Genomic DNA, 23,227 nt, shown 5'->3' with positions numbered 1-23,227 from the left:
CCGAATTGAACCAAGCGTGCCGGCAGACCGACCATAGGCCGTGATGCAAGAACACACCAACGCTGTTGCGATATACGCGGTTAACGACTGGTAAAAATTGTGCCCCGAAGACCTTCCGTGTTTCAGGCCGTCCCAAGCGGGGACATGACTGAAGTCGCAAGGCGCCTTCAATCGTCGCGCGAAATCTTTTCGCGCCGCTCGTGTGCTTCCTGCGCTTCGACCGTCATCGTAGCCACAGGCCGCGCAATCAGGCGCCGCAACCCGATGGGATCACCAGTCACCTCGCAATAGCCGTAATCGCCGGTATCGATCCGGCGCAGCGCGGAATCGATCTTGGATACCAGCTTGCGCTGACGGTCGCGGGTCCGCAGTTCGATGCCCCAGTCGGTTTCGCTCGATGCCCGATCGGTCAGATCGGCTTCCCGGATCGGGCCGTCCTGCAAGGATTGAAGTGTTTGGCCGGCGGCCGAATGAATCGAGCGTTTCCATTCCAGCAGCAGCATCCGGAAATAGGCCTGCTGGCGGTCGTTCATGTAATCCTCGTCCTCGCTCGGGACATAGTTCGGAGCCAGCAGCCGCTTGGCTTTTTCAAGGATATCGATGTCGTCAGACGCGGTTGTTGGCATCAAGCTCTCTCATACCGTGAGCCGCTGGGAAGACCGTCGCGTCCTGACACCTGAATTTTTTCATTGGCTCACTTGGTCCCAGCAAGCTGAAGCAATGCGCGCCCTATAGGCAAGCCTCTGAAAGGGCACAAGCGGCTTTGGGAATCAAACGGGGGCAAATGGCGCAACTTCACAAACGGCGGGAGACGTTAACCAATTTTTGACCATACACACCGCACTTCTTGTCGCACGGAAGGTCGCTTGGGGGCGATCTGGTGACTGACGGGGACTAAATCATGACAATCATCGCAATCGACGCGAATGTTTCACGTGGAACATCGGGCGAGCACATGCTGGGCACATGGCTGGCTGCTGCCGCGATGGGTCAGGCAGGGGCGTGCTTCGATCTTGGCGTCGCGTTTTCGACCGGCAGCAACGGTGCAACGTGTGATCTGGTCGAAGCGCACAAGTGGTTCAACCTTGCCGCCGCACGCGGTCATGAAGAAGCCGCCTATTGCCGCGCCGATATTTCCGATGAGATGACGGCGCGCGAAATCGCCGAAGCCCAGCGCCGCGCGCGGCAGTGGCTGGCGGAAGGCCACCAGCAAGCAGCCTAATCGCCTTTGCGGAACGGGGTGCGGCTGCCAAGATACATCTGATCGCTCGCCACGCCGGCGCGCTCTTGTTCAAGAAAATCGGCAACCGCGCTGCGAAAGCCGGGATCGGCGATCCAGTGCGCCGACAGCGTCTGCACCGGCTCATACCCGCGGGCCAGCTTGTGCCCGCCCTGCGCGCCCGCCTCAACGCGGGGCAACCCGCGTGCAATCGCAATATCGATCGCCTGATAATAACACAGTTCGAAATGCAGGAAGCGCACCTCGCGGGTGCAGCCCCAGTATCGTCCGTAGAGCGCATCGCGTCCGGCGAAATTAAGCGCGCCGGCGATAGGTTCGTCGCCGTCATAGGCGAGGATGAGGATGATCCGGTCGCCTAGCCGCTCGCCCAGCAGGGTGAAGGCTTCGCGCGTCAGATAGGGTTGGCCCCATTTGCGCGCGCCGGTGTCCTGATAGAATACCCAGAACGCATCCCAGTGCGCCTCGGTGATGTCCACACCGATGATATGCTGGATCGTCAGGCCTTCCACCGCCGCAGCGCGTTCCTTGCGAAGATCCTTGCGTTTGCGCGATGAGAGCACGGCGAGGAAATCGTCGAAACAGGTATAGCCGTGATTGAACCAGTGGAACTGGATATCAGTGCGTGCCAACCAGCCGGCTTGTTCGAAAAGCGGCATCTGGACAGGCTCAACAAATGTGGCATGAGCCGACGACATATTATTCTGAAGACAGACCGCCTCGGCCCCCTTGAGCAAATGCGGGGCAAGCGCCGGATCGCTCAGCAGCAAGCGCGGACCGGTGGCCGGGGTGAACGGTGCGGCAATCTGAAGCTTGGGGTAATAGCGCCCCCCTGCCCTGTGCCATGCATCGGCCCATGCGTGGTCGAAGACATATTCGCCCTGCGAATGGCCCTTGGCATAGGACGGCATCGCGGCGAGCAACCTGCCCGCAGCATCGGTGATGACGATCGGCGCGGGCTCCCACCCGGTGCCGGGGCCGACACTGCCCGAATCCTCCATCGCGGTGAGGAATTCGTGGCTGACAAACGGATTGTCGTTTCCGCCCAGCGCGTTCCATTCCTCGGAAGGGAAATTGCCGACCGAAGAAGCAATACGAACGATCAAGTCTGCGTCGCTCACGCCAGCCCAGCCCCTTCGGCAATCAGCGCATCGGCATGGGCGCGCGCACGGGCACGCGTCTCGGGCGAGTTAACCGTCCAGGTCAGCACAGGCAGTCCTTCGGCACGCAATCCTGCGACCCAGCGGCTGGGCAAAGCGTCGATGTGATAGGCAAGAAAATCAGGCTGCGCGATCCGCAATGCGAGCGTGCGCCGCCACGGCGATTGCGTGTCGCCGCGCTCATCCTCACGCATGACCAGACCGGCGCAAACCTTCGGTGCGTATCGGCGGAACCAGCGGGCGACGCGGGGGTCGAAACTCATGACCGCGGCCGGTCCAGCATATTCGCCGAGCAAATGCCTGACAGCCGCGCAGCTTGCAGCGATGCTGTAACGCGGGCGCGACTTGATCTCGATCAGCAACGGCACGCGGCCCGCGATCCGATCGAGCAGCGCTGCAAGCCGGAAAGGTCGGTGTTCGGTGTCGTTGAGAAATAGCTGTTCGATTTCAATAGCGCTGCGGCGGCCAGTAGCCCCCGCAGCCCCGGTGAGGCGCGCCAGATCCCAATCGTGAAATACCATCGGATGATCATCGCGGCTGCGCTGGATATCGCATTCGACCCCCATGCCAGCCGCAATGGCTGCTTCCGCAGCCGCAAGCGAATTTTCCGGCACGCCCGCAGAATGCAAACCGCGGTGGGCATATTCCCACTGCGTCAGCCAGTCCGGAGCGCGCCTTTCATTCATGCCTTCAGAGCGATAACCGCATCGACTTCCACCGCCGCGCCGCGCGGCAAGGCAGGGACGCCAACGGCGGCGCGTGCGTGCTTGCCGGCGTCGCCAAACACCTGCTCCATCAGGTTCGAAGCGCCGTTGGCAACTTCGGGCTGATCGGTGAAATCGGCGGTGCAATTGACGAAGGCGCCCAGTTTCACGATCCGTTCAACCTGTTCGAGCAAGCCTGCCGCTTCGAGCTGCGCAATGATCATGAGCGCGCAGGCGCGAGCGGCGGCCTGGCCATCTTCGACGCTGACATCATCGCCCAATCGGCCCGTTACCACAGCGCCATCGACAAAGGGCAACTGACCGGACACGTGGGCAAAACTGCCCTGCACCACAACCGGCACGTAGCTGGCAACGGGCGCTGCGGCCTTCGGAAGTGTTATGCCGAGTTCGGCAAGTTTGGCAGCGATCGTCATATTCAGTTCTCCAGTCGTTCCAGCAGCCACGGCAGGGCTTCATCCCAGGTATCGATACGGGCCTCCGCATGGCCTGATTTATGAGCGCAATCAATCGCATGGGCGATCATTGGTTCGCCGCACAGGTGCAACCTTGTGACCTGCGGCGTGATATCGGCGACCGAGGCATGGTGCTGGGCCAGATCGTCGATGAAAACGGCGCGGGTCGGCGCGTATTCGTCGATGATCGCCTTGAGCGCCGGCCCCTTCGGCCCCTGATTGGTAAAGACCCGGGCATTGATGCCAACCTTGGCCAACTGCTCGGCCCGCGCATCGCGGTGCGCGTCGACCAGATTGGTCAGAATCACCACATCGGCCTTTTCCGCCAGCGTGTTGATGCCTTCGACCGCGCCCGCAATCGGCATCTGTGAATCCATTTCGCTGTCGAAAAACCGGCCCAGCATTTTCCAGATGTCGGCTGGCGCCAGCAAATCGCCGCTGTCCTGCCAGCGCAGCGCTTCGGCAAAGTTGTGGCCTTCGAGATGGAAGGCGACACCTTGCGAACCTTCGAGCCAGGTCTTGAAAGGTGCCACCATGTGCAGCAGCACTTCGTCGCAGTCGGAGATGATGAGCGGGCGGGTCATGCGTGCAAAGCGTCCTTGGCGGCAACCAGTTCCTCGGGCGTGACAGCTAAAGCCTCTGCCGCGCGAATCAGATCGGGTTCGTGATTGGAAAGAAATTCGAGCGCAGAGGCGAGGATCATCGGATCGCCCAGTCCAGTCCTGAGAGAATCGGGATCGAGGCCGGTCAATTCAAGGTAACGGCTCGCACGATCATCATCTTCCAGCACCCAGCCGAGCGCCGCCAGCGCCAGCATCTGCGGATTCACCGGCTCGGATGAGGGTCGATGCGGGATTGTCCTGTCCTTTCTGCGTGGTTAGTCTTACACCGGTCGAATGCGGGGCAAGCAGTGACAAAGCGTATCATGGTTGTCGAGGACAATGACCTTAACAGGAAATTGTTCTGCGACGTATTACGCGCCAACGGGTTCGATGTGGAACCCGTGGCGGAAGGCAACAAGGTGCTGGATACAGCGCGCGCCACATCGCCCGACCTCATCATCATGGATATCCAGCTTGGCGGCGTATCTGGTGTCGATCTGATCGAAGCTGCCAAGCGCGATCACAGGCTCGCCGGTATTCCGGTGCTGGCCGTGACCGCCTTCGCGGCGAAGGGTGATGAAGAACGCATCCGTGCTGCGGGCGCAGAAGGTTATCTGTCGAAACCTGTGTCAATTGGCCCCTTCATGACTGCAGTCAACGCGCTGGTCTGATAGGCGGTGCGAAACCGCGAAACGCTTATGATCCAAGGCAAGGCGACGGGCGCTTTGCGACGTCCGACCGTGCTCAGGGCATGAAGTGTTTATACAGGTGCGTTCTGTTCAGCCTGCGTTGGATGTGGGCATTATAGTCCCTCGCCCATACCGCCGCGGCGCTTGCGGCGCGGCGAAAACTTGACAAGCTGCATCATCGGCCGCTTTGCAGCCGTAGTACCTTGGCATACGCCGCCATACACCAGACGCAAAGAAAGCATACCCGCCATGACCCCTGCAGACGTCGATGATCGCATCCGCACTCTGGTCGAGCCCTTCAACAAGAAGGGCGTCGCAATCGAGGATTCGACCACCTTTGCCGGTGATCTTGAATTTGACAGCCTGACCGTGATGGATTTCGTCGCCGAAATCGAAGACGAATTCGATGTTATCATCTCGATGAACCAGCAGGCCGAAATCGAAAACTGGGGCCAGCTCGTCGCCGCGGTGCACAAGATGCAGGATAGCTGATAATGGCAACGTCCGTGAATGACACCATGACCGCAGCCCAGCCTGTCGACCTGCTCGCCAAGTTTGATCCGATTATCCAGACCCGCGAGACGCTGCTCGCCGCAGGGGTGGAAGATCCGTTCAGCCTTGTCATGGAAGAGGTTCTTTCGCCCACGCGGGCGATCTGCAACGGGCGCGACACGATCCTGCTCGGCACATACAATTACATGGGCATGACTTTCGATCCCGATGTGATTGCCGCTGGCAAGGCGGCGATGGAAGATTTCGGCGCGGGCACCACCGGCAGCCGCGTGCTGAACGGCACCTTCCGCGATCACCGCGATGTCGAAACCGCGCTGCGCGAATTTTACGGCATGGATCACGCGATGGTCTTCTCGACCGGGTATCAGGCCAACCTCGGGATCATCTCGACGCTGGCGGGCAAGGGTGATTACATCATCCTCGACATCGATAGCCACGCTTCGATCTGGGATGGCTGCGCGATGGGCAATGCCGAGGTCGTGCCGTTCAAGCACAATGATGTCGAAGCGCTCGAAAAGCGCCTGAAGCGCATCCCCGAAGGTGCGGGCAAGCTGGTGGTGCTCGAAGGCGTCTATTCGATGATGGGCGATGTCGCACCGCTGAAGGACATGGTGCGCGTTTCCAAGGAAAACGGTGCGATGGTGCTGGTGGACGAGGCCCATTCGATGGGCTTCATCGGCGAACATGGCCGCGGTGTCGCTGAAGAACAGGGCGTGCTGGACGATGTCGATTTCATCATCGGCACCTTCTCCAAAAGCGTCGGCACGGTCGGCGGTTTCTGCGTTTCGAATCATCCGAAATTTGAAGTGATGCGGCTGGTATGCCGCCCCTACGTCTTCACCGCTGCCCTGCCGCCGAGCGTCATGGCAAGCTCTGCCACTTCGATCCGCAAGCTCATGCATGGCAGCAACAAGCGAGCGCATCTGTGGGAGAACAGTCGTACTCTGCACGGCGGGCTGCGCGCACTGGGCTTCCAGCTCGGCACCGAGACACCGCAAAGCGCGATCATCGCTGTCATCATGCCCGATCTGGAAAAGGGCGCGATGATGTGGGAGGCGTTGCTGAAGGAAGGGCTCTACGTCAATCTTGCCCGCCCGCCGGCCACCCCGGCAGGCATGACGCTGCTGCGCTGTTCGCTGTGCGCCGAACACACTGCGGATCAAGTACAGACCATCCTCGGGATGTTTGAACGTGCGGGGAAAGCCATCGGGATCATTTGAACATGGAGCGATCCATGCCCGCGCACTCATTTAACCGAATTGGTTATTTTTATTGACATCGTGACGCTATCTGGTTAGATAAAGGCATAGTCGAGAAATAGCGATTCGCCATCGGGCGGCCTTCCTTCGGGAAGTGCCGCCTTTTTGTTGTTCGCAAGGGAGACATGCCGATGGCCTACCCTGAATCTGCCCGGTCCAAACCCGAAGAGGAGCCTGAAACAATCATCGCCGATCGCCGCTGGCGGGTCCGCTTCATCGAGCATCTTTCGACCACGTCGAATGTGACGCAATCGGCAGCGAAGGCGGGGATCACGGCTTCGCGCGCCTACAAATTGCGGCGCAGCGATCCTGATTTTGCCCGCCAATGGGCCGCGGCGCTGTCCGAAGGGTATCTGCATCTTGAAATGGAAATCATCCGCCGGCTGCGTGATGGTGATTTCAAGACCGGCGAAAGCGACAAATTCGATTTTCCCAGCGCCATAAGGCTGCTTTCTGCCCACCGCGATGCCGTCGCACGCGGGCAAAGCCAGGTGCGTGATGTCAGTGCCGCCGAGGTGCGGGCATCGATCGATCGCAAGATCGAGGAAATCCGGCGCAGAATGGAACGGGAAAAGGCGCGTCAAGGACAGGCGGGATGAGCCAGGCTTATCGATGGATACTTGGCGGCGAGCCCGGAGAACGCAACAGAGCCCGACATGCGCTTTCAAAGGCGCTCAACCAGGACGAAAAAAACACCTTTCCTTATCTGTGGGAATACACGGCCCGGCCTGAACAGCTGCCGCCGGACGGGGAATGGCGTATCTGGATGATTATGGCCGGGCGCGGGTTCGGCAAGACCCGTTCGGGCGCAGAATGGGTGCGGATGATCGCAGACGCCAATCCTTCTGCCCGCATCGCACTGATATCTTCGTCTCTGGCAGAGGCACGCGCCGTCATGGTTGAAGGCGAAAGCGGGCTGATGGCTGTTTATCGCCCGGATCAAAGGCCGCACTTCGAACCGTCACTCCATCGTATCCGCTTCCGCAGCGGCGCGCAGGCACAATTGTTTTCTGCCGCCGAACCCGAAGGTCTGCGCGGCCCGCAACACAGCCACGCCTGGTGCGATGAAATCGGCAAATGGCCGTTGGCGCATGACCGGGCCACCCGGTGCTGGGAAAATCTGCTGCTGGGCCTCAGGTTGGGTCCGGAACCACGTATTGCCGTTACCACCACACCGCGCGCAGTGCCCTTGGTGCAGCGATTGGTGAAGCAGGCCGCCCAAAGCGTTGATGTCGTCATCAGCCAAGGCCGAACCGACCAGAACATTGGCTGCCTGCCCGATCGTTTCATGCAGGCCATCACGGATGAATTTGCCAACACGCAGCTGGCGCGTCAGGAAATCGATGGCGAACTGCTGGAAGATGTCGAAGGCGCCTTGTGGACCAGATCGATGCTGGAACAGGCGCGCGAACACGGGCCGGTGGCGCTCGCGGTGCGGGTCGTGGTTGCGGTCGATCCGCCCGCCAGCGCCACAGGCGATGAGTGCGGGATTATCGTCGGCAGCCTGGGGGAAGACGGCATCGCTCGGGTGTTGGCCGATTGCTCGGTCAGCGGGGCAACCCCGGCGCAATGGGCCATGCGGGTGGCAGACGCAGCACAGGAATGGAGAGCTGACCGGGTCATTGCGGAAGCCAATCAGGGCGGCGCGATGGTGGAAAGCGTATTACGAGCCGCCGATCAGGCATTGCCGGTCAGACTGGTTCACGCCAGCCGGGGCAAGGTCGCACGGGCCGAACCGGTGGCTGCGCTCTACGCCGCAGGCCGCGTGCGCCACGTCGGCATGTTTGCGCGCCTGGAAGACCAGCTGTGCGGATTGCTTGTGGGCGGTGGTTATGCCGGCCCTGGCAGCAGCCCCGACCGCGCCGACGCCGCTGTATGGGCGCTGACAGAATTGCTGCTGGGGCGCGCCAGGCGCCCGAGCGTGCGGCACATCTAACCGAAGGAATTTGCGATGCCCTTGCTCGACACTCTGCTCTCCGCCTTCAAAGGCGGGGAGCGCACTCGCGTGCCCTTGGCTGCCGGAGCCCTGCACGCATGGAGTTCCGGTTTTGAAATGGCGACCGGACCCTGCGGATATCTCTACCGGCGCGGCATCGAAGAAGGCTTTCTTGCCAATCCGATCGCCCAGCGTTCGGTAAGGCTGCTTGCCGAAGGCATCGGCCAGGCGCCGCTGCATTGTTCCGATCCCAAACTTGCCGCTCTGGTCGCAGCCACAACTGCTGGCCAATCACTGATCGAAACGCTTGCGGCCAATCTGCTTCTGCATGGCAACGGCTACGTGCAGATCATCAAGGACGCATCAGGTGCGCCGGTGGAGCTTTTCGCGCTGCGCCCGGACCGGGTCAAAGTGGTGCTTGACGCCAACGGATGGCCGCATGCCTATGATTATACCGTTGGGACACACGTGACCCGGTTGGCCATCGACGATGATGAGGGCTGGCCGAGCCTGTTTGCCATCAGGGCAATGCACCCGCTGGATGACTACTGCGGTGCCGCCGCGCTGGAAGCGGCGTGGCAGTCCGTGCGGATTCATAATGCGGCAACCGCATGGAACCGTGCTTTGCTGGAAAATGCGGCCCGTCCGTCGGGCGCGCTGGTATATGAAACGGGCGACGGCGCGGCTTTGACGCGTGAGCAATTCGACAGGCTGAAGCACGAGCTGGATGTCGCCTTTTCGGGCGCTGCCAATGCTGGACGCCCGATGCTGCTTGATGGCGGTCTGAAATGGCAGAGCATGGCGCTGACACCGGCCGACATGGACTTTGCCACCCTCAAAAGTGCGGCTGCACGTGACATCGCCCTCGCATTCGGGGTGCCGCCCATGCTTCTCGGCCTTCCGGGAGACAATACCTATGCCAACTATCGTGAAGCCAGCCGCGCCTTGTGGCGGCTGACCTTGCTGCCTCTGGCTGAAAAGCTGTTTGCTGCGCTGCGTGAAGCTCTCGCCCCCTGGTTCCCTGACGTTGAGCTCAGGATCGATCTGGACCGGGTTCCGGCCCTTTCGGAAGATCGGGAACGCCTCTGGTCGCAGGTTTCCGACGCAGATTTTCTGAGCCGCGCTGAAAAGCGCCAGATGCTGGGCCTGCCGCCCGAGGAGAACGCCCAATGAGCCGTGAAGACATTCTTGCCAGCCTGATGGGGCAGGCGCGTGGAGAGGGCGCGGAAATGATTACGCTGCGCGCCATAATCGAAGAGGCCAGCGTCCTTGCAACTGATCGGGCGCTGGACCGGTTGGGCCTTGGAGATGCCAGCGCAGAAGGCGATCTGATTGCCCTGCGCGAGCTGCTTGGCGCTTGGCGCGATGCCAAGGCCAGTGCGTGGAAGGCGATGATTGACTGGATAGTGCGCGGCGCGCTGGCCTTGCTTCTGATCGGGATCGCAGTGCGGCTTGGCGTGTGGGATTTGCTGTGATGATCGCCCGGAGCTGCACCCGCTTTGCTGGCTATGCGGCGTTGTTCGACATCGCCGACGCGGGCCGTGATACGATTCGCCGCGGCGCCTTTGCCAGAACATTGGCAAACCGTACTGCGCCTGTGCCACTCTATTGGCAGCACCGGCCCGACCATACGATCGGTGCAATCGAACATCTTACCGAAGATGCGCGCGGTTTGCGCGTCATTGCCCGGATCGACCGTCCAGATAGCCGTGCAGCGCACCTGCTGATGCGGGGTCAGATCAATGGGCTTAGCTTCGGCTTTCGCACCCGGGCTGCGCGTCATTCGCAGACGGGTCGCGAACTGCTTGAAGTCGATCTGTTCGAAATCAGTCTGGTCACACATCCGCTTCACCACCTTGCCCGGGTTCACCTTGTGACCTGACCGGGTCGTTTCTTGCGCTTTCCCCGAACGGCCGCCGCTTTGGCGGCTTTTTTTCTGCCCAACCGAAAGGTCACTGCCCCATGGAAAATACCCCCACCACCAACACAGCCGGCGCCAATCCGCTGGATGCCAGCTTCGACATCGTCGCGCGTCAGGATCAGGCCGAAGCCGACATCACCGGGCTTCGTACCGATGTCGATGACGTGAAAGCGCGGCTCGACAAAGTGGCGCGGGCGGCCAGCCGTCCCGTCATGGGCGGCGCTTCACCGCTTGCTGATACGACCGAAGTGAAAAGCTTTGTCGATGGCTATCTGCGGCGCGGCCGCGAAACAGAACTGAAGTCGATCAGCGGGATCAGTCCGGCCGATGGCGGCTATGCCGTTCCCCGCCAGATCGATGCCATCATCGCGGCTGAACTTGTGAACATCAGCCCGATCCGCGCCATCGCCCAGGTCGTACAGACTGGCACGTCGGGCTATCGAAAACTGGTTTCGACAAGCGGTATTGCATCGGGGTGGGTCAGTGAAACCGCGGGGCGTCCGGAAACCAATACGCCGACCTTCACGGAAATCGCGCCGCCGGCAGGCGATCTCTATGCCAATCCAGCGGCAAGCCAGACCATGCTTGATGATAGCGCGTTTGATCTGGAAAGCTGGTTGGCCAATGAAATTGCCATCGAGTTCGCTCGGGCTGAAGGCAGCGCCTTTGTCAGCGGGACGGGTGTCAATCAGCCCGAAGGCTTCCTGACCGGGCCCAAAGCCACCGCAGAAGACGGCGTGCGCGCCTTTGGCGTGACGCAATATATCGGCTCGGGCAACGCCACGGGGCTTGGAACCGCGCTGGATGGCAAGTTGATCGATCTGATTCACTCGCTCAAGTCCGGTCATCGGCAGGGTGCAGTCTTCGTCATGAATTCGGCGACACTTGCAAACGTGCGCAAGCTGAAGACGGCTGACGGGGCTTTCCTGTGGCAGCCGGGTCTGGTCGAGGGGCAACCTGACCGCCTTCTTGGCTATCCAGTGATTGAGGCCGAAGACATGCCTGATGTTGCAGGCGGCGCCTTCCCGATCGCGTTCGGCAACTTCCGTCACGGGTATCTCATCGCCGAACACAGCCCCACCCGCCTGCTGCGCGATCCGTTTACCAACAAGCCTTTCGTTCACTTCTACGCGACCAAGCGGATTGGCGGGAAGGTGCTCGATTCCAACGCGATCAAACTGCTGAAGATCGAGGCCTGACGACAGTCCTTGTCCCGGCGGAGCCAAGCCCCCCCTTCTTGCGCTCCGCCGGGCTACCGCGCCCGCATCGCTTCAGGCCGCCCCTCCCGCCTGACAACAGCGATGCGGGCGCCCTTTTTCATGACATTTACCATTTGGGAGAAACCGCAATGCTGCGGACAATCGTGCAAGCCCCCACGCCTGGCGAGCCCGCGCTGGTGGAGCTCAAGCACTGGCTCGGGATCAACCGGCCGAATGAAGACGAGACGCTGGGCCAAATTCTCCAAGCCAGCGTGACGATTTGCGAAGCCTTTACCGGCAAGGCCCCGCTGCGTCAGACAGTTGAGGAGATCATTCCGTTATCCGGAAGCTGGCATGAACTGATTTCGCGTCCCGTACACCAGCTTACCGGAGCCGCGTTGCTATCGCCCGATGGCAGCCGTGAGGTGATCGAAGTGCCCGCCGATGCGCTGGAATGGCGCCTTGGATCCAGCGGATGCATCAGGCTGCGGCGCCCGCTCATCGGGGACAACTTGGCCGTGCATCTGGTCGTGGGAATTGCCGCGGACTGGACCGGCCTCCCTGCCCCTCTCCGGCATGGCATCATCAGGCTTGCAGCGTACAACTTCCGTGATCGCGAGGGCCAGTCGCATGGTCTTCCCCCGGCCAGTGTCACGGCGCTTTGGCGTCCGTGGCGCGACGTGCGGCTCGGATGATCCGCGTGTCTGCCCGTATGGGACCGCTGATGCAGCGCCTGCGCGTTCGCGCATCGCGGCTCGTCGCCAAACGCGCTGTGTCGCTTGGCCGACCCAAGCGTACCGACTGGCACTCCGCCACAGCCTTATGGCCCGACATGTTTGGAGAACCACGCGATGGAAAATGATCTTCGCGCAACGTTGGTCGCCTGGCTGGCCGCCGATCCGGCACTGGCGGCGATCCATACGGTCGCTGAAGAGGCGCCGCTGTCGGTCACGCCGCCCTGGCTTGGCATTGCCGCAAGCGCATCAGCGGATTGGGGCACCAAGGAACGCAACGGCCGCGAAGTCCGCGTCGCGCTTGAACTTGAAACCTTCACCGACCTGACCAGCGGCGATTCCGAACTGCTGCGCGCTATCGAACGACGCGTGCTGGACCTGCCGCCGTTTCAGCCCGGCTTCGAAGTCGCTTCGATACGTTTCCTGCGATCGCGCAGCCAAGCCCGCCCCGACAATCGCCGCGGAGCGCTCGTCGAATACCGTTTCCGTATCTTCGCACCGAACTAGGAGAAACTTCCATGCCCGCACAATCCGGCTCCGCCTTTTTGCTCAAGATCGCGGACGGTGCATCGCCGCCAGCCTATCAAACCATCGCTGGCCTCAGAACCACACAGATGTCGATCAATGGAGACACTGTGGTGGTGACCCACAAACAATCAGGCGGATGGCGTGATCTGCTGTCTGGCGCGGGAACGCGTTCGGTTTCGGTAAGCGCGGCAGGAATTTTCCTTGGCAGCGCCGCAGAAAGTGCAGTGCGCGCGCATGCAATGGCCGGAACGCTAGATGATTACGAATTGTCGTTCGAAGACGGCGAACGTCTGCGAGGCCGATTCTTGGTGCAGAGGCTGGATTACGCCGGGGATTTCAACGGCGAACGAAGCTACACATTGCAGCTTGAAAGCTCAGGCCAAGTGGTGCCCGCATGACAGGCGCGGCCAATGCCCTGAGAGGTGAAGGCACCCTGACGGTCGCAGGCGTCAGCTATGTCTTGCGCCCAAGCTTTGAAAATCTTGTGCTCGCTGAAGCAGAGCTGGGCTCGCTGTTCGCACTTGTCGAACGGGCGGCACAGGGGATCATGACGCTGACGGAAATGACGGCCTTGTTGTGGCACTGCTTTCCTTCCGAGGCACGGCCCGAACGCATCGCGGTCGGTCAGGCGGTGCTTGCAATGGGTCTTGTCGGAGCGACCGTGCCTGTCCGGAATGTTCTGGCGCAGGTGCTTCAGGGCGAAGCATGACCCCAAGGTTCGCTGACGCATCTGCTCGTTGGTGTGCGCTCGCCTCGCAACAGCTTGGCTGGCGTCCGGCCGAATTCTGGAGCGCGACGCCTGCCGAACTCGCGATGGCGCTCACCGCGCCCGACGATCTCAACACCCCTCCCCCGCCAAGCCGCGAAATGATCGCCCAAATGATGGAGCGCGATGCCAATGACTGACAATTTCGAAGAACTCGTGATTGACGTGCGTGCGCGCACGGACGGTTTTGCCAGCGATGTCGAATCGCTGCGACGCGCCGTCGATGGATCGCTGCTCGATGGGTTCAGCCGCGCAGGGAATGTGCTTGAACGCGGCTTACTTTCGGCTTTGAGAAGCGGAAGTCTCGGCTTTGATGATCTCAAGCGTGTGGCTTTCAGCGCGTTGAGCGAGATCGCAAGCTACGCCCTTCAATCGGGCTTCAGCAGCCTTTTTGGCGAGGCCGGTGGCGGTGCAAGCGGTGGCGGGCTTGCCGGAATTTTGGGCCAATCGGTTGGGGCGCTGTTTGGATTGCCCGGCCGCGCCACAGGTGGCCCGGTGGCGCCAGGACGCGCTTACCTGGTCGGTGAGCGCGGACCTGAAATGTTCGTGCCCACTGCAGCTGGACGCGTCGAAGCCAACCCAACCACGCCCGGCCGCGATGTCCGCGTTGCCATACAGGTGGCAGTGCCCCGCGGCCAGGCAGCACCAACAGCCATGCAACGATCGTCGCGCCAGATTGCAAGCGCCGTTCGGCGCGCGTTGCAGCAAGGCTGAGAAAAGGGGAAGACCGATGGCATTCTGGCTCGCCCGTGAGCGCCGTGCGCAGGAAAGTACGTTCATCCAGCGCTTCGATCCACGCTTTTGGACCGTGAATTTTCCGCGGCCCGCGATGGCATCCGTCGTGACGACCGGGCCTGATGCCTTGCGGGTCGATCTCGAACTGCATCACGCAGGTGAGCTGGTGGGGCTGATATGGGAGAGCGCCGATACGCTTGATCATCCTCTGCTCGCCTATCAGACCGACCGCAGTTACGCGCACACGACATTACGTTTCCGCTGGCAGTCCGAAGGCGTAATCGCTCTCGACCAGCCCAATGGTCCGACCCTGACAATTGAAGGCCGCGACGCGTCCGGCGCACCGCGGACCTGGTATGTTCGGCTGTGGAATTACGCGCAAGGCACACCTACCGATGCGCAAATCACATTGCCATTTTCCACGCTTGAAAGCGGATACGCTTTGCCCGGCGAGCCGATCTATCCCGAAGATATCGATCGCCTGTTCATCTCGTTGGTCGCGCCGGATTTTGCGGCCGGGAGCAATGCGCCGCTGGCAGCCCGGTTCAACGGTTCGGTTATCATGTCCGACATCGAAGCCGACGGTGCCGGTGCAATGATCGAAGTGGGCGATGTGCTTGTGCCTCCGCATGGCGAGCGAATGGCCACGGCGTATGACGATAGCTACAACCAGACCCCGGCCCGGCTGCTGCGTGGGATCATCGGGCTCGGCTATCGCTACGACATCGTGCATTATGTCGGCATGAGCCACTTCATGCGGCTTGCGCATGATGCGGACGGCACCCTCGGGGCCGCACCTGATGGCGCTTTGGCCGCACCAGCCGCGGCCTGGCATCGCAATCTTTTCGCTCTCGCACGGACCCAGGGTTTTGAAGTCATCGCGTCGCTTTCGTACGAGCTGTTCGATAGCTATTGCCCCGAAGACTGGAAGCAACGCACGGCGAGCGGCGCTGCTGCCTTGACTGGATGGGTGCCGCCTTCGACCCTGCTTTCTCCTGCCAATACCGCAGCGATGGAATGGCTCGCGAACGTCGCCGGCAATCTGGTTTCATTGCTGGAAGAGGTCGGACTTCCGGTTCGCTTTCAGATTGGAGAGCCGTGGTGGTGGGTTACGCCAGAGCGGGAAATCTGCCTGTATGATGCTGCAGCCACATCCGCATTTGGAGGCAATCCGCCGATAATTTCGGACATTGCAGCCACTCTCGATGAAGACGCCAAAGCGCTTCTGGTTGCTGCAGGAACAGTGCTGGCAGCCTCGACCGCCCGCTTGACGCAGGCCGTGCGCGCGGCGGCGTCCTCTCCAGCCGAAGTGCTACTGCTCGCCTTCACGCCGACCATCCTCTCAGACGCTGCGCCCGAACTCTACCGGGCCAATCTTCCAATCGGATGGGAGGCCCCAGCTTTCGATCGCCTGCAAATCGAGGACTATGACTGGCTTACGGCAGGCGCGGACGCGCTTCGCCGCACCGCCTATGCGGCAGTGGATGCGCGCTATCGTTATCCCGTGGGCGATCAGGACTATCTGGCGGGCTTCGTGCTCGATCCAGCTGATGCAGAAACGTTCTGGGCGCGCATCGACGCCGGGCTTGATGAAGCTGCCTCTCGGGGGATTGCACGTCGATATGTCTGGGCCCTGCCCCAGGTCAACCGCGATGGCTACACCCGCCTCGCCCCTCCACCGGAGCAAGCCATGGAATCTTTCGACAACATTTCCTATCCGTTTGCGCTGGGTCGCAGCGCCTCGGTAGCTCCGGAGTTTTCCACGTCGATCGCCGTCACTGCCTCAGGGCATGAGCGCCGGAATTCGCTGTGGTCCGACGCACGCCTGCACTTCGATGTAGGGCCGGGCATTCGATCGGAAAGCGAATTGTCCGAACTTATCGCCTTTTTTCGCGCGCGGCGCGGCCCGGCGAGGGGGTTCCGCGTGACAGATCCATTCGACAACAGCTCCAACGGGATGACTGGCATCCCCACGATGCTCGATCAACTGCTCGGTACCGGAGATGGTGCGCGTGCCGATTTTCAGCTGGTGAAATCCTATGGCGGTACGGAACCGCAGGTTCGCCCGATCACTCGGCCACAGGCACAAACATTGGTTGTGAGCGTGGGCGGCGTCGCAACAACCGAATGGGTACTGAGGGAAAAAGGCCTGCTGCGCCTTTTGTCTGCCCCGCCCGTGGGGGCTGAGGTGCGCGCGGGGTTTCGGTTCGATGTCCCGGTGCGGTTTTCCGAGGACCGGCTTGATGTAGCGGCCGTGAACTTTGCTGCGGGCGAAGCGCCATCAGTACCGCTTATTGAAATTCGGGAGGCCGCTTGATGCGTGTGTTTTTTGATCGGGAACTCGACACGGTGGCGACGTTCTGGCGCATCTACCGCAAGGATGGGGCGGCGCTTGCCTTTGCCAGCCACGATCGCAACCTGTACTTCCACGGCATGTGTCATCTCGCTGCGCCTGGAATGATCCCGGCAGCAATCCGTTTGACCTCCGAAATCGCGCATGACAGCGCCGAAGTACAAGGTGCGCTCAACCATGATTCTATTCGCGAGGCGGAACTGGCAGCGGGGTTGTTCGATGACGCCGCGATCGAAATCGGCGCGGTGGATTGGATCAGCCTTGACCACCACGTCCTCTACACCGGCCGGATCGGACGGATCGCGGATGACAATTCGCAATTTTCCGCTGAACTTCGCTCGACCAAGAGCTTGCTTGAAAGGGATCTGGTACCGCGCACCAGCCCGACATGTCGCGCTGAATTTTGCGGCCGCGGGTGCGGTCTTTCCGCTTCGCGTTTCACAAGAAGCGGAGTGCTCGCAGCGATCGATCTCGAAGGCAATCGCGTGCAATTCACCGAACTGAACGGGGAAGCTTTCATCGATGGGCGTCTGCGCTTCCAGAATGGGCCACAGACCGGTGTCTCATTTGGTATCGTGGATGCCGCCGACGGTTGGCTCGTAATTGATAGACCCTTGGTCGCGGGCACATCGTCTGGCACCCACGCCGAACTGCGCGAAGGCTGCGATCATACCATTGCCACGTGTGGTGAACGTTTTGGAAATGCAAAAAACTTTCGGGGCGAACCCTTCCTGCCGGGGAATGATCTGCTCTCACGTTACGGACAGCCGTGACCGATCCGGGTGTCGCGCTGGCCGAGGCTGCGCGAAGTTTGATCGGATCGCGGTACCGACTTCACGGACGTAATTCCTTCACCGGGCTGGATTGTGTCGGACTGGTCGTAGCCGCCTTGCGTCTGGTGGGAGAGCAACCGGTATCGCCCAGTGGCTATAGCCTGCGCAATCTGGACATTTCGCAGTGGTTACCCCTTGCGTCGCAATCCGGACTTTCAGCAGTTTCCGGCATTATCAAGCCAGGCACGATATTGTTGCTGAGGCTTGCGCACTGCCAGCATCATCTCGTGATCGCGGCCGATCGCACCAATGCCATTCATGCGCACGCCGGGCTTCGGCGTGTTGTTCTGCAGCCTATCGACCCGACCTGGACGGTTCGTGCCCAATGGCAACGCGCTGTTTCGATAGAAGGATAACTAGATGGCAACGCTTGTACTTACTGCGCTTGGCTCAGCAATCGGCGGGCCGGTCGGCGGCTCAATTGGCGCGTTTGTCGGACAGCAGATTGACGCGCGTCTTTTCGGTCCCGGTGGCCGCGAAGGTCCGCGCTTGCGGGATCTGGCGATCAGCACATCAAGCTATGGCCAAGCAATTCCCCGCCAGTTCGGACGTATGCGCGTGCCCGGCACGGTGATATGGTCGACGGATTTGATCGAAAGCAAGCGGAAGGAAAAAGGCCGTAAAGGCCAGCCTTCCACGACAACCTATGCCTATTTGGCGTCTTTCGCCGTCGCTCTCTCCAGTACACCTATTTCCCGCATCGGCAGAATCTGGGCCGATGGAAATTTGCTCCGTGGGGCTCAAGGCGATCTGAAAGTGGGAGGTGCCATGCGGGTATACTGCGGCTTTGGCGACGATGCAGTCGACCCGCTGATTGCCGCTGACAAAGAAGAATTTGCGCCTGCCTTCCGCGATTGTGCCTATGTCGTATTCGAAGACCTTGAATTGGGTGATTACGGCAACCGCATTCCCGCGCTCAGCTTTGAGGTTTTCGCTGAAGGTGACGCCGAAGGCATCTCGCTTGATCAACTTGTGCCGGGTGCGGACGCATTTGCGCGCTCTGCGCCGCTCGCTCATGCCCGCGGATTTGCGGATGAAGGCGGACCGTTGGCTTCGACACTTGCAGCAATCGATCAGGTGATCCCGTTGGTTTGCATGTCGGGTAGTGAAGGGCTCACTGTCGCCACGCGCAGCAACGTTGGCAGAAATCCCGTCACTCTGCCCGATCAATTGGCTCTCCAACACAGCGCAAGCGAAGATGCACGGTACAAACAGCGGGCAGGTATACCAACGCGCACGCCTGCCGCGCTTCGATATTACGACGATGGGCGTGATTATCAGACAGGCGTCCAAAGGGCTGCGGGAGGAAGAGACGCAGGGCGCGAGCTGATGATCGATCTGCCGGCCACCATGAGCGCAAGCGGTGCACGCCAACTTGCCAATGAAAGCGCCAATCGCGCGCGTTGGCAGCACGAAACGATCACTTGGCAGATTGGCGAGCTTGATCCCCGGATTATGCCAGGCAGCATCGTTCGTGTCCCTGACATGCCCGGTAACTGGTTGTTGCGGAGCTGGGAATGGATGGACCGCGGCATCACGGTCGAATTGGAGCGACTTGCGCCTTCGGCAGGAGCGGCTCGTCCGAGTGACCCTGGCGAAAGCTTGAGCCCGATCGACCTTGTGATCCCCTCCACTCGACTTGCCGTGATCGAACTACCGCCGGAAGATGGCGTAAACCCGGACGCTCCCCTGATTTTTGCGGCAGCGTCTGCTCAATCGAACGTGTGGCGCGGTGCTGCCCTGTTTGCGCTGCAGGGCACCGCACTAATCGATCTTGGGACAACCGGAACGCAGCGCGCCACCATGGGCACGTTGCACGATAGTTTGCCCGCATCCCAATGCCTGCTTTTCGAGCCCTATGCCACCGCAACGATCGATCTGGTGGCGCCAGACCTTGAACTGATCGACACAGATATCGAAGGGATCGCAGCAGGGGCCAACCGGTTGCTCATCGGCGGCGAATTAGTTCAATTTTTGCGTGCGCTGCCGCTGGGAGAGCGCCGCTGGCAGCTTACCGGTCTGCTTCGGGGTCGCGGCGGAACCGAAACCGCGGCCAGTCAGGGGCACGCACCGCAGACAACCGTAGTTTTGCTTGATGACAGTCTTGTTCCGCTAAGCTCGGTGCTGATCCCACCGGTCGGAGGTTCGCGCGTTGCTGCATTAGGTACTGGTGATCCCGAGCCCGTGATCGCTCCGCTTGCCAATGCGGGCCTGTCACGCCGCCCTCCCTGTCCCGTTCATCCGATCATTCATACTGAAATCGATCAGGCTCATGTTTATCGCTGGACACGGCGCGCCCGAGGCCAATGGCGATGGGACGATAGTGTCGAGGTTCCTCTGGTGGAGGAACGTGAGGCCTACGTTGTTGGATTTGGTCCATCCGATGCGCCCCACGTGGCTTGGCAGCGCGACGCGCCCTGGCTTCGCCTGACCCTCGCAGAACGCACCGCAATCATGACCACTTATGGTCCGGGGGACTTGTGGGTCAGACAGATGGGCACGTTTGCTCAGTCGCTGCCGCTACTTCTTGCTCCACTTTCTTAGAAAACACGGAGAGCCTTTAATGCCCGAACCTATCGCATTTCCCAGCACCACGCCGCTCCTCGGCATGCCACTTTTGATCCCCGGCCAGGCACAAAAGGAATTTTTCATCAATAAATCAGTGGGGTTGCTTGACGCTCTAAGTATGGGGGTCGTGAAAGCATCGCGATCTTCTCCGCCCGACGATGCCGAAGAGAGCGACTGCTACCGCATAACCAAGCCTGCCACCGGCCTGTGGGTAGAGCAAGATGACAGTCTTGCAGTGCGCATCGGCGGCGGCTGGCACTTTGTCGCACCATTCAGTGGTATGAGAGTTTTTGATCAGACCGAAGGTCATTTGATTGTGTTTCGATCGCAGTGGGAAAGCGCCCCTCAGCCTTCCACGCCCGCCGCAGGAACCACAATTGACACGGAAGCAAGAGCCGCAATCGTCGATCTGATCCAGTCGCTACAGATGCTGGGCATGTTCACCCAAGAACCGCTTTAAACTGACAGATTAGCTAAGTTTGGCCCTTTTTACGTGTGCATTTCTTACTGGAACCCCGCCAAAGCGACATTCTTGCAACACCACTGCGGTATTGATTGCTTGCCTGATGATAGGGGAAAAGATAGAGACGCAAGGTGCCTCAAGTCCAATACAAAGGGGAATTTTAGAATGCGCAAACTCGTCATTGGGATGGCGATGGCTTCGACCGCGCTGACCACACCTGCCATGGCCCGCGACGGTCAGTGGTACATTGAAGGTGATGGCGGCGTGATGATCGTCGAAGACCAGAACATCGATGTCAACGGCGTCGCCGATAGTGCGTCCGTCAACTATGACACCGGGTACGATTTCGGCGGCATGGTCGGTTATGACTTTGGCGGCTTCCGCCTCGAAGCAGAAGCCAGCTATCGCGACGCAAACGTAGACGACATCTCGGTCGGGGACGTAGGGTTGCAGATCGACCCAATCGGTCAGCCCGGTGGTCGTAACGGCCGCCTGTCTAACGCTACCGCGCCTGCACTCGGTGGTGTCGATGTTCTTAGCTTCATGATTAATGGCCTTCTCGACTTCGGTCCAGATGATGGAATTCAAGGATTCGCTGGTGGTGGTGTCGGTGTGGCCAGAGTGGACATGGATGCTAACTTCGATCTGAACGGGCCAGGGGCCTACAACGATTCCGACACAGGTTTCGCGTGGCAGATATTGGCAGGTGTTCGCGCCCCGCTTAGCGAATCTTTGGATGTCGGCCTGAAGTATCGCTACTTCAACGCTCCAAACATCGGCCTCATCGATTCGGTGGGTCGTACGCTGGACACTAGCTTGACGAGCCACTCAATCTTGGGTTCGATCAGCTACAACTTCGGTGGGGAAACTCCTCCTCCTCCGCCGCCGGTAGTGGCTCCGCCGCCACCCCCGCCGCCCCCGCCGCCCCCGCCGCCTCCGCCGCCTCCGGCAGCGCCGTGCAACACCGGGCCTTACGTGGTGTTCTTCGACTTCGATAAGTCGGACATCACTCCGCAGGCTGCGAGCATTCTCAACAGTGCCGTCACAGCGTACGCAAATTGCGGCACTGCCAGCGTGATGCTGGCCGGTCACACTGACCGTGCGGGCAGCACGTCGTACAATGTCGGCTTGGCCGAGCGCCGCAACGCCGCCGTTCAGTCCTATCTGACGGGTCGCGGTGTCCCCGGCACTCGCATTACTGGCGAAGCGTTTGGTGAAGCTCAGCCGCGCGTACCGACTGCTGACGGCGTGCGTGAAGCGCAGAACCGTCGCGTGGAAGTAACTTACGGTCCTGGTTCGGGCATGTAAGCTTGTCGCCTTATGACTAAGGAAAGGGGCCGGAGCGATCCGGCCCTTTTTTTGCGCCTGGTTGGCAAGTCCTCAGCGCACCGCCATATCGCGATCCGATCATGACCACGCGAATGGTTTCAAGGTGCAGTGTGACGTTTCAGCCAGCACGCCACCTCAGATTCGATGACGCTAGACTATGAATCCGGCACGATCCAAATTCGTGCGCTAGCTTGCTTTCCGTCTCTCCGAGCGGCTAGCCCTCAGACGTCTTCTAGGCGCATTCTATCCGCGCTGACGAGCCAGCCAGCGTCCGATGGAAGGACAACTTCAATTCGGCTCAACTTGAATGTTTGAAAGCTACCCTCTCAGTTTCTTCGAAAACGAACCGCTTCTTGTGTCAATTGTATCTAGCAAGATGAATCATATTGATCACTTGCTGTTTGCTCATTGAAACCAGACGGGCGGTGCGAAAACACTTCGAAACGATCTACAGGAAATATCGGCAATCTATGTTGCCTAGATTTGCGAGCCCTTCCAGAAGTAACGACCAGTAGCTGGCGATCACTTTAGACTTCGATCATACGCGTATTTCGAACCCTATTATGATGGCCTTTGGGTCGCGTGAAGCGGATCGTAGGATCGGAAGAGGCTAGGTACAAAAGTGATAGGCCTCATCATGGCCAGTAAGGGCGCCAGTTTAGGCGTCACATGCTCGTACCCAATGGTTTTGCCGGTGCACAGGTACTGCTAAGGAGAGTTCGTAGACACAATCCTTATCAACAGCGCGACAACTGATCTGACGATAGACGGATTGAGGCGTTCAGGTTTCCATCGTCCACACGGAGACTGCCCGGCAGCCGGGCTGTGGGGGTTATGCGTCAGTTTATGACTGGTTTTCAAACGGTGGTTGCGGGAGTTGGATTTGAACCAACGACCTTCAGGTTATGAGCCTGACGAGCTACCGGGCTGCTCCATCCCGCGATACCGATGGCGTAGAGACGCCAAAAGGGCTGCCCTTGTGGGGTCAGCCCTTTGACTTTGTGAATGGGTTATACCCGCGTTCCACTGGCTTCAATGCCTGGCGACGCCCTACTCTTCCGTACCTTGAGGCACAGTACCATCGGCGCAGTCTGGTTTCACGGCCGAGTTCGAGATGGGATCGGGTGGGTCACAGACGCTATGGCCACCAAGCAATGGGGCCAGTGGATGCGGGTTTTCAAATCGATGCACACTCAAGAGTTTTGAGTGGTTTAAAGGGCGTATC

At 60.3% G+C, this 23,227-nt stretch carries 28 protein-coding genes, 1 tRNA gene and 1 rRNA gene; 22 read left to right on the top strand and 8 right to left on the bottom strand.

Annotated features, from left to right (window positions below; translation table 11 throughout):
- Positions 1–167: 167 nt before the first annotated feature.
- Positions 168–626, bottom strand: coding sequence for an RNA polymerase-binding protein DksA (gene dksA, locus SJY33_RS12975; RefSeq protein ID WP_379923194.1), 459 nt, complete (start codon positions 624–626; stop codon positions 168–170).
- Positions 627–901: 275 nt separating this feature from the next.
- Between dksA and SJY33_RS12970 the strand changes: the two genes are divergently transcribed.
- Positions 902–1,222 (top strand): hypothetical protein, encoded by a 321-nt coding sequence (locus SJY33_RS12970; RefSeq protein WP_379923193.1) that lies wholly within the window; start codon positions 902–904, stop codon positions 1,220–1,222.
- Here the strand turns inward: SJY33_RS12970 and SJY33_RS12965 are convergent.
- Genes SJY33_RS12965 through SJY33_RS12945 form a run of 5 tightly spaced genes read right to left on the bottom strand, consistent with a single transcriptional unit; the run spans position 1,219 to position 4,403 of the window.
- A complete protein-coding gene (locus tag SJY33_RS12965; protein ID WP_379923191.1) occupies positions 1,219–2,358 on the bottom strand; it encodes a GNAT family N-acetyltransferase in 1,140 nt (379 codons plus the stop codon). The two genes, SJY33_RS12970 and SJY33_RS12965, sit on opposite strands and share 4 nt — an antisense overlap.
- The gene (locus SJY33_RS12960) at positions 2,355–3,083 is read right to left on the bottom strand and encodes a glycerophosphodiester phosphodiesterase family protein (protein ID WP_379923190.1); all 729 of its coding nucleotides are present in this window, start codon (positions 3,081–3,083) and stop codon (positions 2,355–2,357) included. The genes SJY33_RS12965 and SJY33_RS12960 overlap by 4 nt, the downstream gene beginning before the upstream one ends.
- Entirely contained in the window at positions 3,080–3,535 is a 456-nt protein-coding gene (locus SJY33_RS12955) for a RidA family protein (RefSeq protein ID WP_379923189.1), read from the bottom strand. Before SJY33_RS12955 ends, SJY33_RS12960 begins: the two co-directional genes overlap by 4 nt.
- A gap of 2 nt (positions 3,536–3,537) precedes the next feature.
- Entirely contained in the window at positions 3,538–4,158 is a 621-nt protein-coding gene (locus tag SJY33_RS12950) for an HAD family hydrolase (RefSeq protein ID WP_379923188.1), read from the bottom strand.
- Positions 4,155–4,403 (bottom strand): DUF3572 domain-containing protein, encoded by a 249-nt coding sequence (locus SJY33_RS12945; protein WP_379923185.1) that lies wholly within the window; start codon positions 4,401–4,403, stop codon positions 4,155–4,157. Before SJY33_RS12945 ends, SJY33_RS12950 begins: the two co-directional genes overlap by 4 nt.
- Positions 4,404–4,484: 81 nt before the next feature.
- Between SJY33_RS12945 and SJY33_RS12940 the strand changes: the two genes are divergently transcribed.
- From SJY33_RS12940 to SJY33_RS12840, 21 genes are all read left to right on the top strand, one after another.
- Entirely contained in the window at positions 4,485–4,847 is a 363-nt protein-coding gene (locus SJY33_RS12940; protein WP_379923184.1) for a response regulator, read from the top strand.
- A 267-nt stretch (positions 4,848–5,114) separates the two neighbouring features.
- Positions 5,115–5,357 carry an acyl carrier protein gene (locus tag SJY33_RS12935; RefSeq protein ID WP_379923182.1) on the top strand — a complete coding sequence of 81 codons (243 nt, stop codon included), beginning with the start codon at positions 5,115–5,117 and terminating at the stop codon, positions 5,355–5,357.
- A 2-nt stretch (positions 5,358–5,359) separates the two neighbouring features.
- Positions 5,360–6,598: an aminotransferase class I/II-fold pyridoxal phosphate-dependent enzyme gene (locus SJY33_RS12930; RefSeq protein WP_379923181.1), complete on the top strand. Its 1,239-nt coding sequence runs from the start codon at positions 5,360–5,362 to the stop codon at positions 6,596–6,598.
- A gap of 170 nt (positions 6,599–6,768) precedes the next feature.
- Complete coding sequence (locus tag SJY33_RS12925; protein WP_379923180.1) at positions 6,769–7,236, top strand: hypothetical protein; 468 nt, start codon at positions 6,769–6,771, stop codon at positions 7,234–7,236.
- Complete coding sequence (locus SJY33_RS12920) at positions 7,233–8,573, top strand: DNA-packaging protein (protein WP_379923179.1); 1,341 nt, start codon at positions 7,233–7,235, stop codon at positions 8,571–8,573. Before SJY33_RS12925 ends, SJY33_RS12920 begins: the two co-directional genes overlap by 4 nt.
- Before the next feature lie 15 nt (positions 8,574–8,588).
- Entirely contained in the window at positions 8,589–9,746 is a 1,158-nt protein-coding gene (locus SJY33_RS12915) for a phage portal protein (protein ID WP_379923177.1), read from the top strand.
- Positions 9,743–10,048, top strand: coding sequence for a DUF6127 family protein (locus tag SJY33_RS12910; protein ID WP_379923176.1), 306 nt, complete (start codon positions 9,743–9,745; stop codon positions 10,046–10,048). Before SJY33_RS12915 ends, SJY33_RS12910 begins: the two co-directional genes overlap by 4 nt.
- The gene (locus tag SJY33_RS12905) at positions 10,048–10,455 is read left to right on the top strand and encodes an HK97 family phage prohead protease (protein ID WP_379923174.1); all 408 of its coding nucleotides are present in this window, start codon (positions 10,048–10,050) and stop codon (positions 10,453–10,455) included. Before SJY33_RS12910 ends, SJY33_RS12905 begins: the two co-directional genes overlap by 1 nt.
- An 80-nt stretch (positions 10,456–10,535) precedes the next feature.
- Complete coding sequence (locus SJY33_RS12900; protein ID WP_379923173.1) at positions 10,536–11,693, top strand: phage major capsid protein; 1,158 nt, start codon at positions 10,536–10,538, stop codon at positions 11,691–11,693.
- 149 nt (positions 11,694–11,842) lie between these two features.
- The gene (locus tag SJY33_RS12895; protein WP_379923172.1) at positions 11,843–12,388 is read left to right on the top strand and encodes a hypothetical protein; all 546 of its coding nucleotides are present in this window, start codon (positions 11,843–11,845) and stop codon (positions 12,386–12,388) included.
- Positions 12,389–12,544: 156 nt separating this feature from the next.
- On the top strand, positions 12,545–12,934 hold the full coding sequence (locus tag SJY33_RS12890) for a DUF3168 domain-containing protein (RefSeq protein WP_379923171.1): 390 nt from the start codon (positions 12,545–12,547) through the stop codon (positions 12,932–12,934).
- A gap of 11 nt (positions 12,935–12,945) precedes the next feature.
- On the top strand, positions 12,946–13,353 hold the full coding sequence (locus SJY33_RS12885) for a phage major tail protein, TP901-1 family (RefSeq protein ID WP_379923170.1): 408 nt from the start codon (positions 12,946–12,948) through the stop codon (positions 13,351–13,353).
- A complete protein-coding gene (locus SJY33_RS12880; protein ID WP_379923169.1) occupies positions 13,350–13,664 on the top strand; it encodes a GTA-gp10 family protein in 315 nt (104 codons plus the stop codon). The genes SJY33_RS12885 and SJY33_RS12880 overlap by 4 nt, the downstream gene beginning before the upstream one ends.
- Positions 13,661–13,861: a phage tail assembly chaperone gene (locus tag SJY33_RS12875; protein ID WP_379923168.1), complete on the top strand. Its 201-nt coding sequence runs from the start codon at positions 13,661–13,663 to the stop codon at positions 13,859–13,861. Before SJY33_RS12880 ends, SJY33_RS12875 begins: the two co-directional genes overlap by 4 nt.
- Positions 13,854–14,435: a tail tape measure protein gene (locus SJY33_RS12870; RefSeq protein ID WP_379923167.1), complete on the top strand. Its 582-nt coding sequence runs from the start codon at positions 13,854–13,856 to the stop codon at positions 14,433–14,435. Before SJY33_RS12875 ends, SJY33_RS12870 begins: the two co-directional genes overlap by 8 nt.
- A gap of 16 nt (positions 14,436–14,451) precedes the next feature.
- Entirely contained in the window at positions 14,452–16,773 is a 2,322-nt protein-coding gene (locus SJY33_RS12865; protein WP_379923166.1) for a DUF2460 domain-containing protein, read from the top strand.
- On the top strand, positions 16,773–17,582 hold the full coding sequence (locus SJY33_RS12860; RefSeq protein WP_379923165.1) for a DUF2163 domain-containing protein: 810 nt from the start codon (positions 16,773–16,775) through the stop codon (positions 17,580–17,582). Before SJY33_RS12865 ends, SJY33_RS12860 begins: the two co-directional genes overlap by 1 nt.
- Positions 17,579–17,998, top strand: a complete 420-nt coding sequence (locus tag SJY33_RS12855) for a hypothetical protein (RefSeq protein ID WP_379923164.1) — start codon at positions 17,579–17,581, stop codon at positions 17,996–17,998. Before SJY33_RS12860 ends, SJY33_RS12855 begins: the two co-directional genes overlap by 4 nt.
- Positions 17,999–18,002: 4 nt before the next feature.
- Positions 18,003–20,186, top strand: a complete 2,184-nt coding sequence (locus SJY33_RS12850; protein WP_379923163.1) for a phage tail protein — start codon at positions 18,003–18,005, stop codon at positions 20,184–20,186.
- 19 nt (positions 20,187–20,205) lie between these two features.
- Positions 20,206–20,670 carry a DUF2793 domain-containing protein gene (locus SJY33_RS12845; RefSeq protein WP_379923162.1) on the top strand — a complete coding sequence of 155 codons (465 nt, stop codon included), beginning with the start codon at positions 20,206–20,208 and terminating at the stop codon, positions 20,668–20,670.
- Positions 20,671–20,838: 168 nt separating this feature from the next.
- Positions 20,839–21,981 (top strand): OmpA family protein, encoded by a 1,143-nt coding sequence (locus SJY33_RS12840; protein ID WP_379923161.1) that lies wholly within the window; start codon positions 20,839–20,841, stop codon positions 21,979–21,981.
- 886 nt (positions 21,982–22,867) lie between these two features.
- Here the strand turns inward: SJY33_RS12840 and SJY33_RS12835 are convergent.
- Positions 22,868–22,944: transfer RNA gene (locus SJY33_RS12835), tRNA-Met, on the bottom strand.
- A gap of 95 nt (positions 22,945–23,039) precedes the next feature.
- Positions 23,040–23,154 (bottom strand): 5S ribosomal RNA (gene rrf / locus SJY33_RS12830).
- Between the last annotated feature and the right edge of the window lie 73 nt (positions 23,155–23,227).

It is taken from the genome of Erythrobacter sp. R86502 (assembly GCF_042466465.1).
In the GTDB taxonomy this organism is placed as follows: domain Bacteria; phylum Pseudomonadota; class Alphaproteobacteria; order Sphingomonadales; family Sphingomonadaceae; genus Erythrobacter.
This window is presented reverse-complemented; position numbering and strand designations above follow the sequence as displayed.

Bases quoted from the DNA above. Each gene is read 5' to 3' on its own strand.
- SJY33_RS12910 (WP_379923176.1), top strand. From the start codon at position 9,743: ATGAGCCGTGAAGACATTCTTGCCAGCCTGATGGGGCAGGCGCGTGGA.
- dksA (WP_379923194.1), bottom strand. From the start codon at position 626: ATGCCAACAACCGCGTCTGACGACATCGATATCCTTGAAAAAGCCAAG.
- SJY33_RS12970 (WP_379923193.1), top strand. From the start codon at position 902: ATGACAATCATCGCAATCGACGCGAATGTTTCACGTGGAACATCGGGC.
- SJY33_RS12845 (WP_379923162.1), top strand. From the start codon at position 20,206: ATGCCCGAACCTATCGCATTTCCCAGCACCACGCCGCTCCTCGGCATG.
- SJY33_RS12930 (WP_379923181.1), top strand. From the start codon at position 5,360: ATGGCAACGTCCGTGAATGACACCATGACCGCAGCCCAGCCTGTCGAC.
- SJY33_RS12920 (WP_379923179.1), top strand. From the start codon at position 7,233: ATGAGCCAGGCTTATCGATGGATACTTGGCGGCGAGCCCGGAGAACGC.
- SJY33_RS12860 (WP_379923165.1), top strand. From the start codon at position 16,773: ATGCGTGTGTTTTTTGATCGGGAACTCGACACGGTGGCGACGTTCTGG.
- SJY33_RS12890 (WP_379923171.1), top strand. From the start codon at position 12,545: ATGGAAAATGATCTTCGCGCAACGTTGGTCGCCTGGCTGGCCGCCGAT.
- SJY33_RS12850 (WP_379923163.1), top strand. From the start codon at position 18,003: ATGGCAACGCTTGTACTTACTGCGCTTGGCTCAGCAATCGGCGGGCCG.
- SJY33_RS12950 (WP_379923188.1), bottom strand. From the start codon at position 4,158: ATGACCCGCCCGCTCATCATCTCCGACTGCGACGAAGTGCTGCTGCAC.
- SJY33_RS12915 (WP_379923177.1), top strand. From the start codon at position 8,589: ATGCCCTTGCTCGACACTCTGCTCTCCGCCTTCAAAGGCGGGGAGCGC.
- SJY33_RS12960 (WP_379923190.1), bottom strand. From the start codon at position 3,083: ATGAATGAAAGGCGCGCTCCGGACTGGCTGACGCAGTGGGAATATGCC.
- SJY33_RS12935 (WP_379923182.1), top strand. From the start codon at position 5,115: ATGACCCCTGCAGACGTCGATGATCGCATCCGCACTCTGGTCGAGCCC.
- SJY33_RS12900 (WP_379923173.1), top strand. From the start codon at position 10,536: ATGGAAAATACCCCCACCACCAACACAGCCGGCGCCAATCCGCTGGAT.
- SJY33_RS12955 (WP_379923189.1), bottom strand. From the start codon at position 3,535: ATGACGATCGCTGCCAAACTTGCCGAACTCGGCATAACACTTCCGAAG.
- SJY33_RS12905 (WP_379923174.1), top strand. From the start codon at position 10,048: ATGATCGCCCGGAGCTGCACCCGCTTTGCTGGCTATGCGGCGTTGTTC.
- SJY33_RS12865 (WP_379923166.1), top strand. From the start codon at position 14,452: ATGGCATTCTGGCTCGCCCGTGAGCGCCGTGCGCAGGAAAGTACGTTC.
- SJY33_RS12895 (WP_379923172.1), top strand. From the start codon at position 11,843: ATGCTGCGGACAATCGTGCAAGCCCCCACGCCTGGCGAGCCCGCGCTG.
- SJY33_RS12880 (WP_379923169.1), top strand. From the start codon at position 13,350: ATGACAGGCGCGGCCAATGCCCTGAGAGGTGAAGGCACCCTGACGGTC.
- SJY33_RS12875 (WP_379923168.1), top strand. From the start codon at position 13,661: ATGACCCCAAGGTTCGCTGACGCATCTGCTCGTTGGTGTGCGCTCGCC.
- SJY33_RS12885 (WP_379923170.1), top strand. From the start codon at position 12,946: ATGCCCGCACAATCCGGCTCCGCCTTTTTGCTCAAGATCGCGGACGGT.
- SJY33_RS12840 (WP_379923161.1), top strand. From the start codon at position 20,839: ATGCGCAAACTCGTCATTGGGATGGCGATGGCTTCGACCGCGCTGACC.
- SJY33_RS12925 (WP_379923180.1), top strand. From the start codon at position 6,769: ATGGCCTACCCTGAATCTGCCCGGTCCAAACCCGAAGAGGAGCCTGAA.
- SJY33_RS12870 (WP_379923167.1), top strand. From the start codon at position 13,854: ATGACTGACAATTTCGAAGAACTCGTGATTGACGTGCGTGCGCGCACG.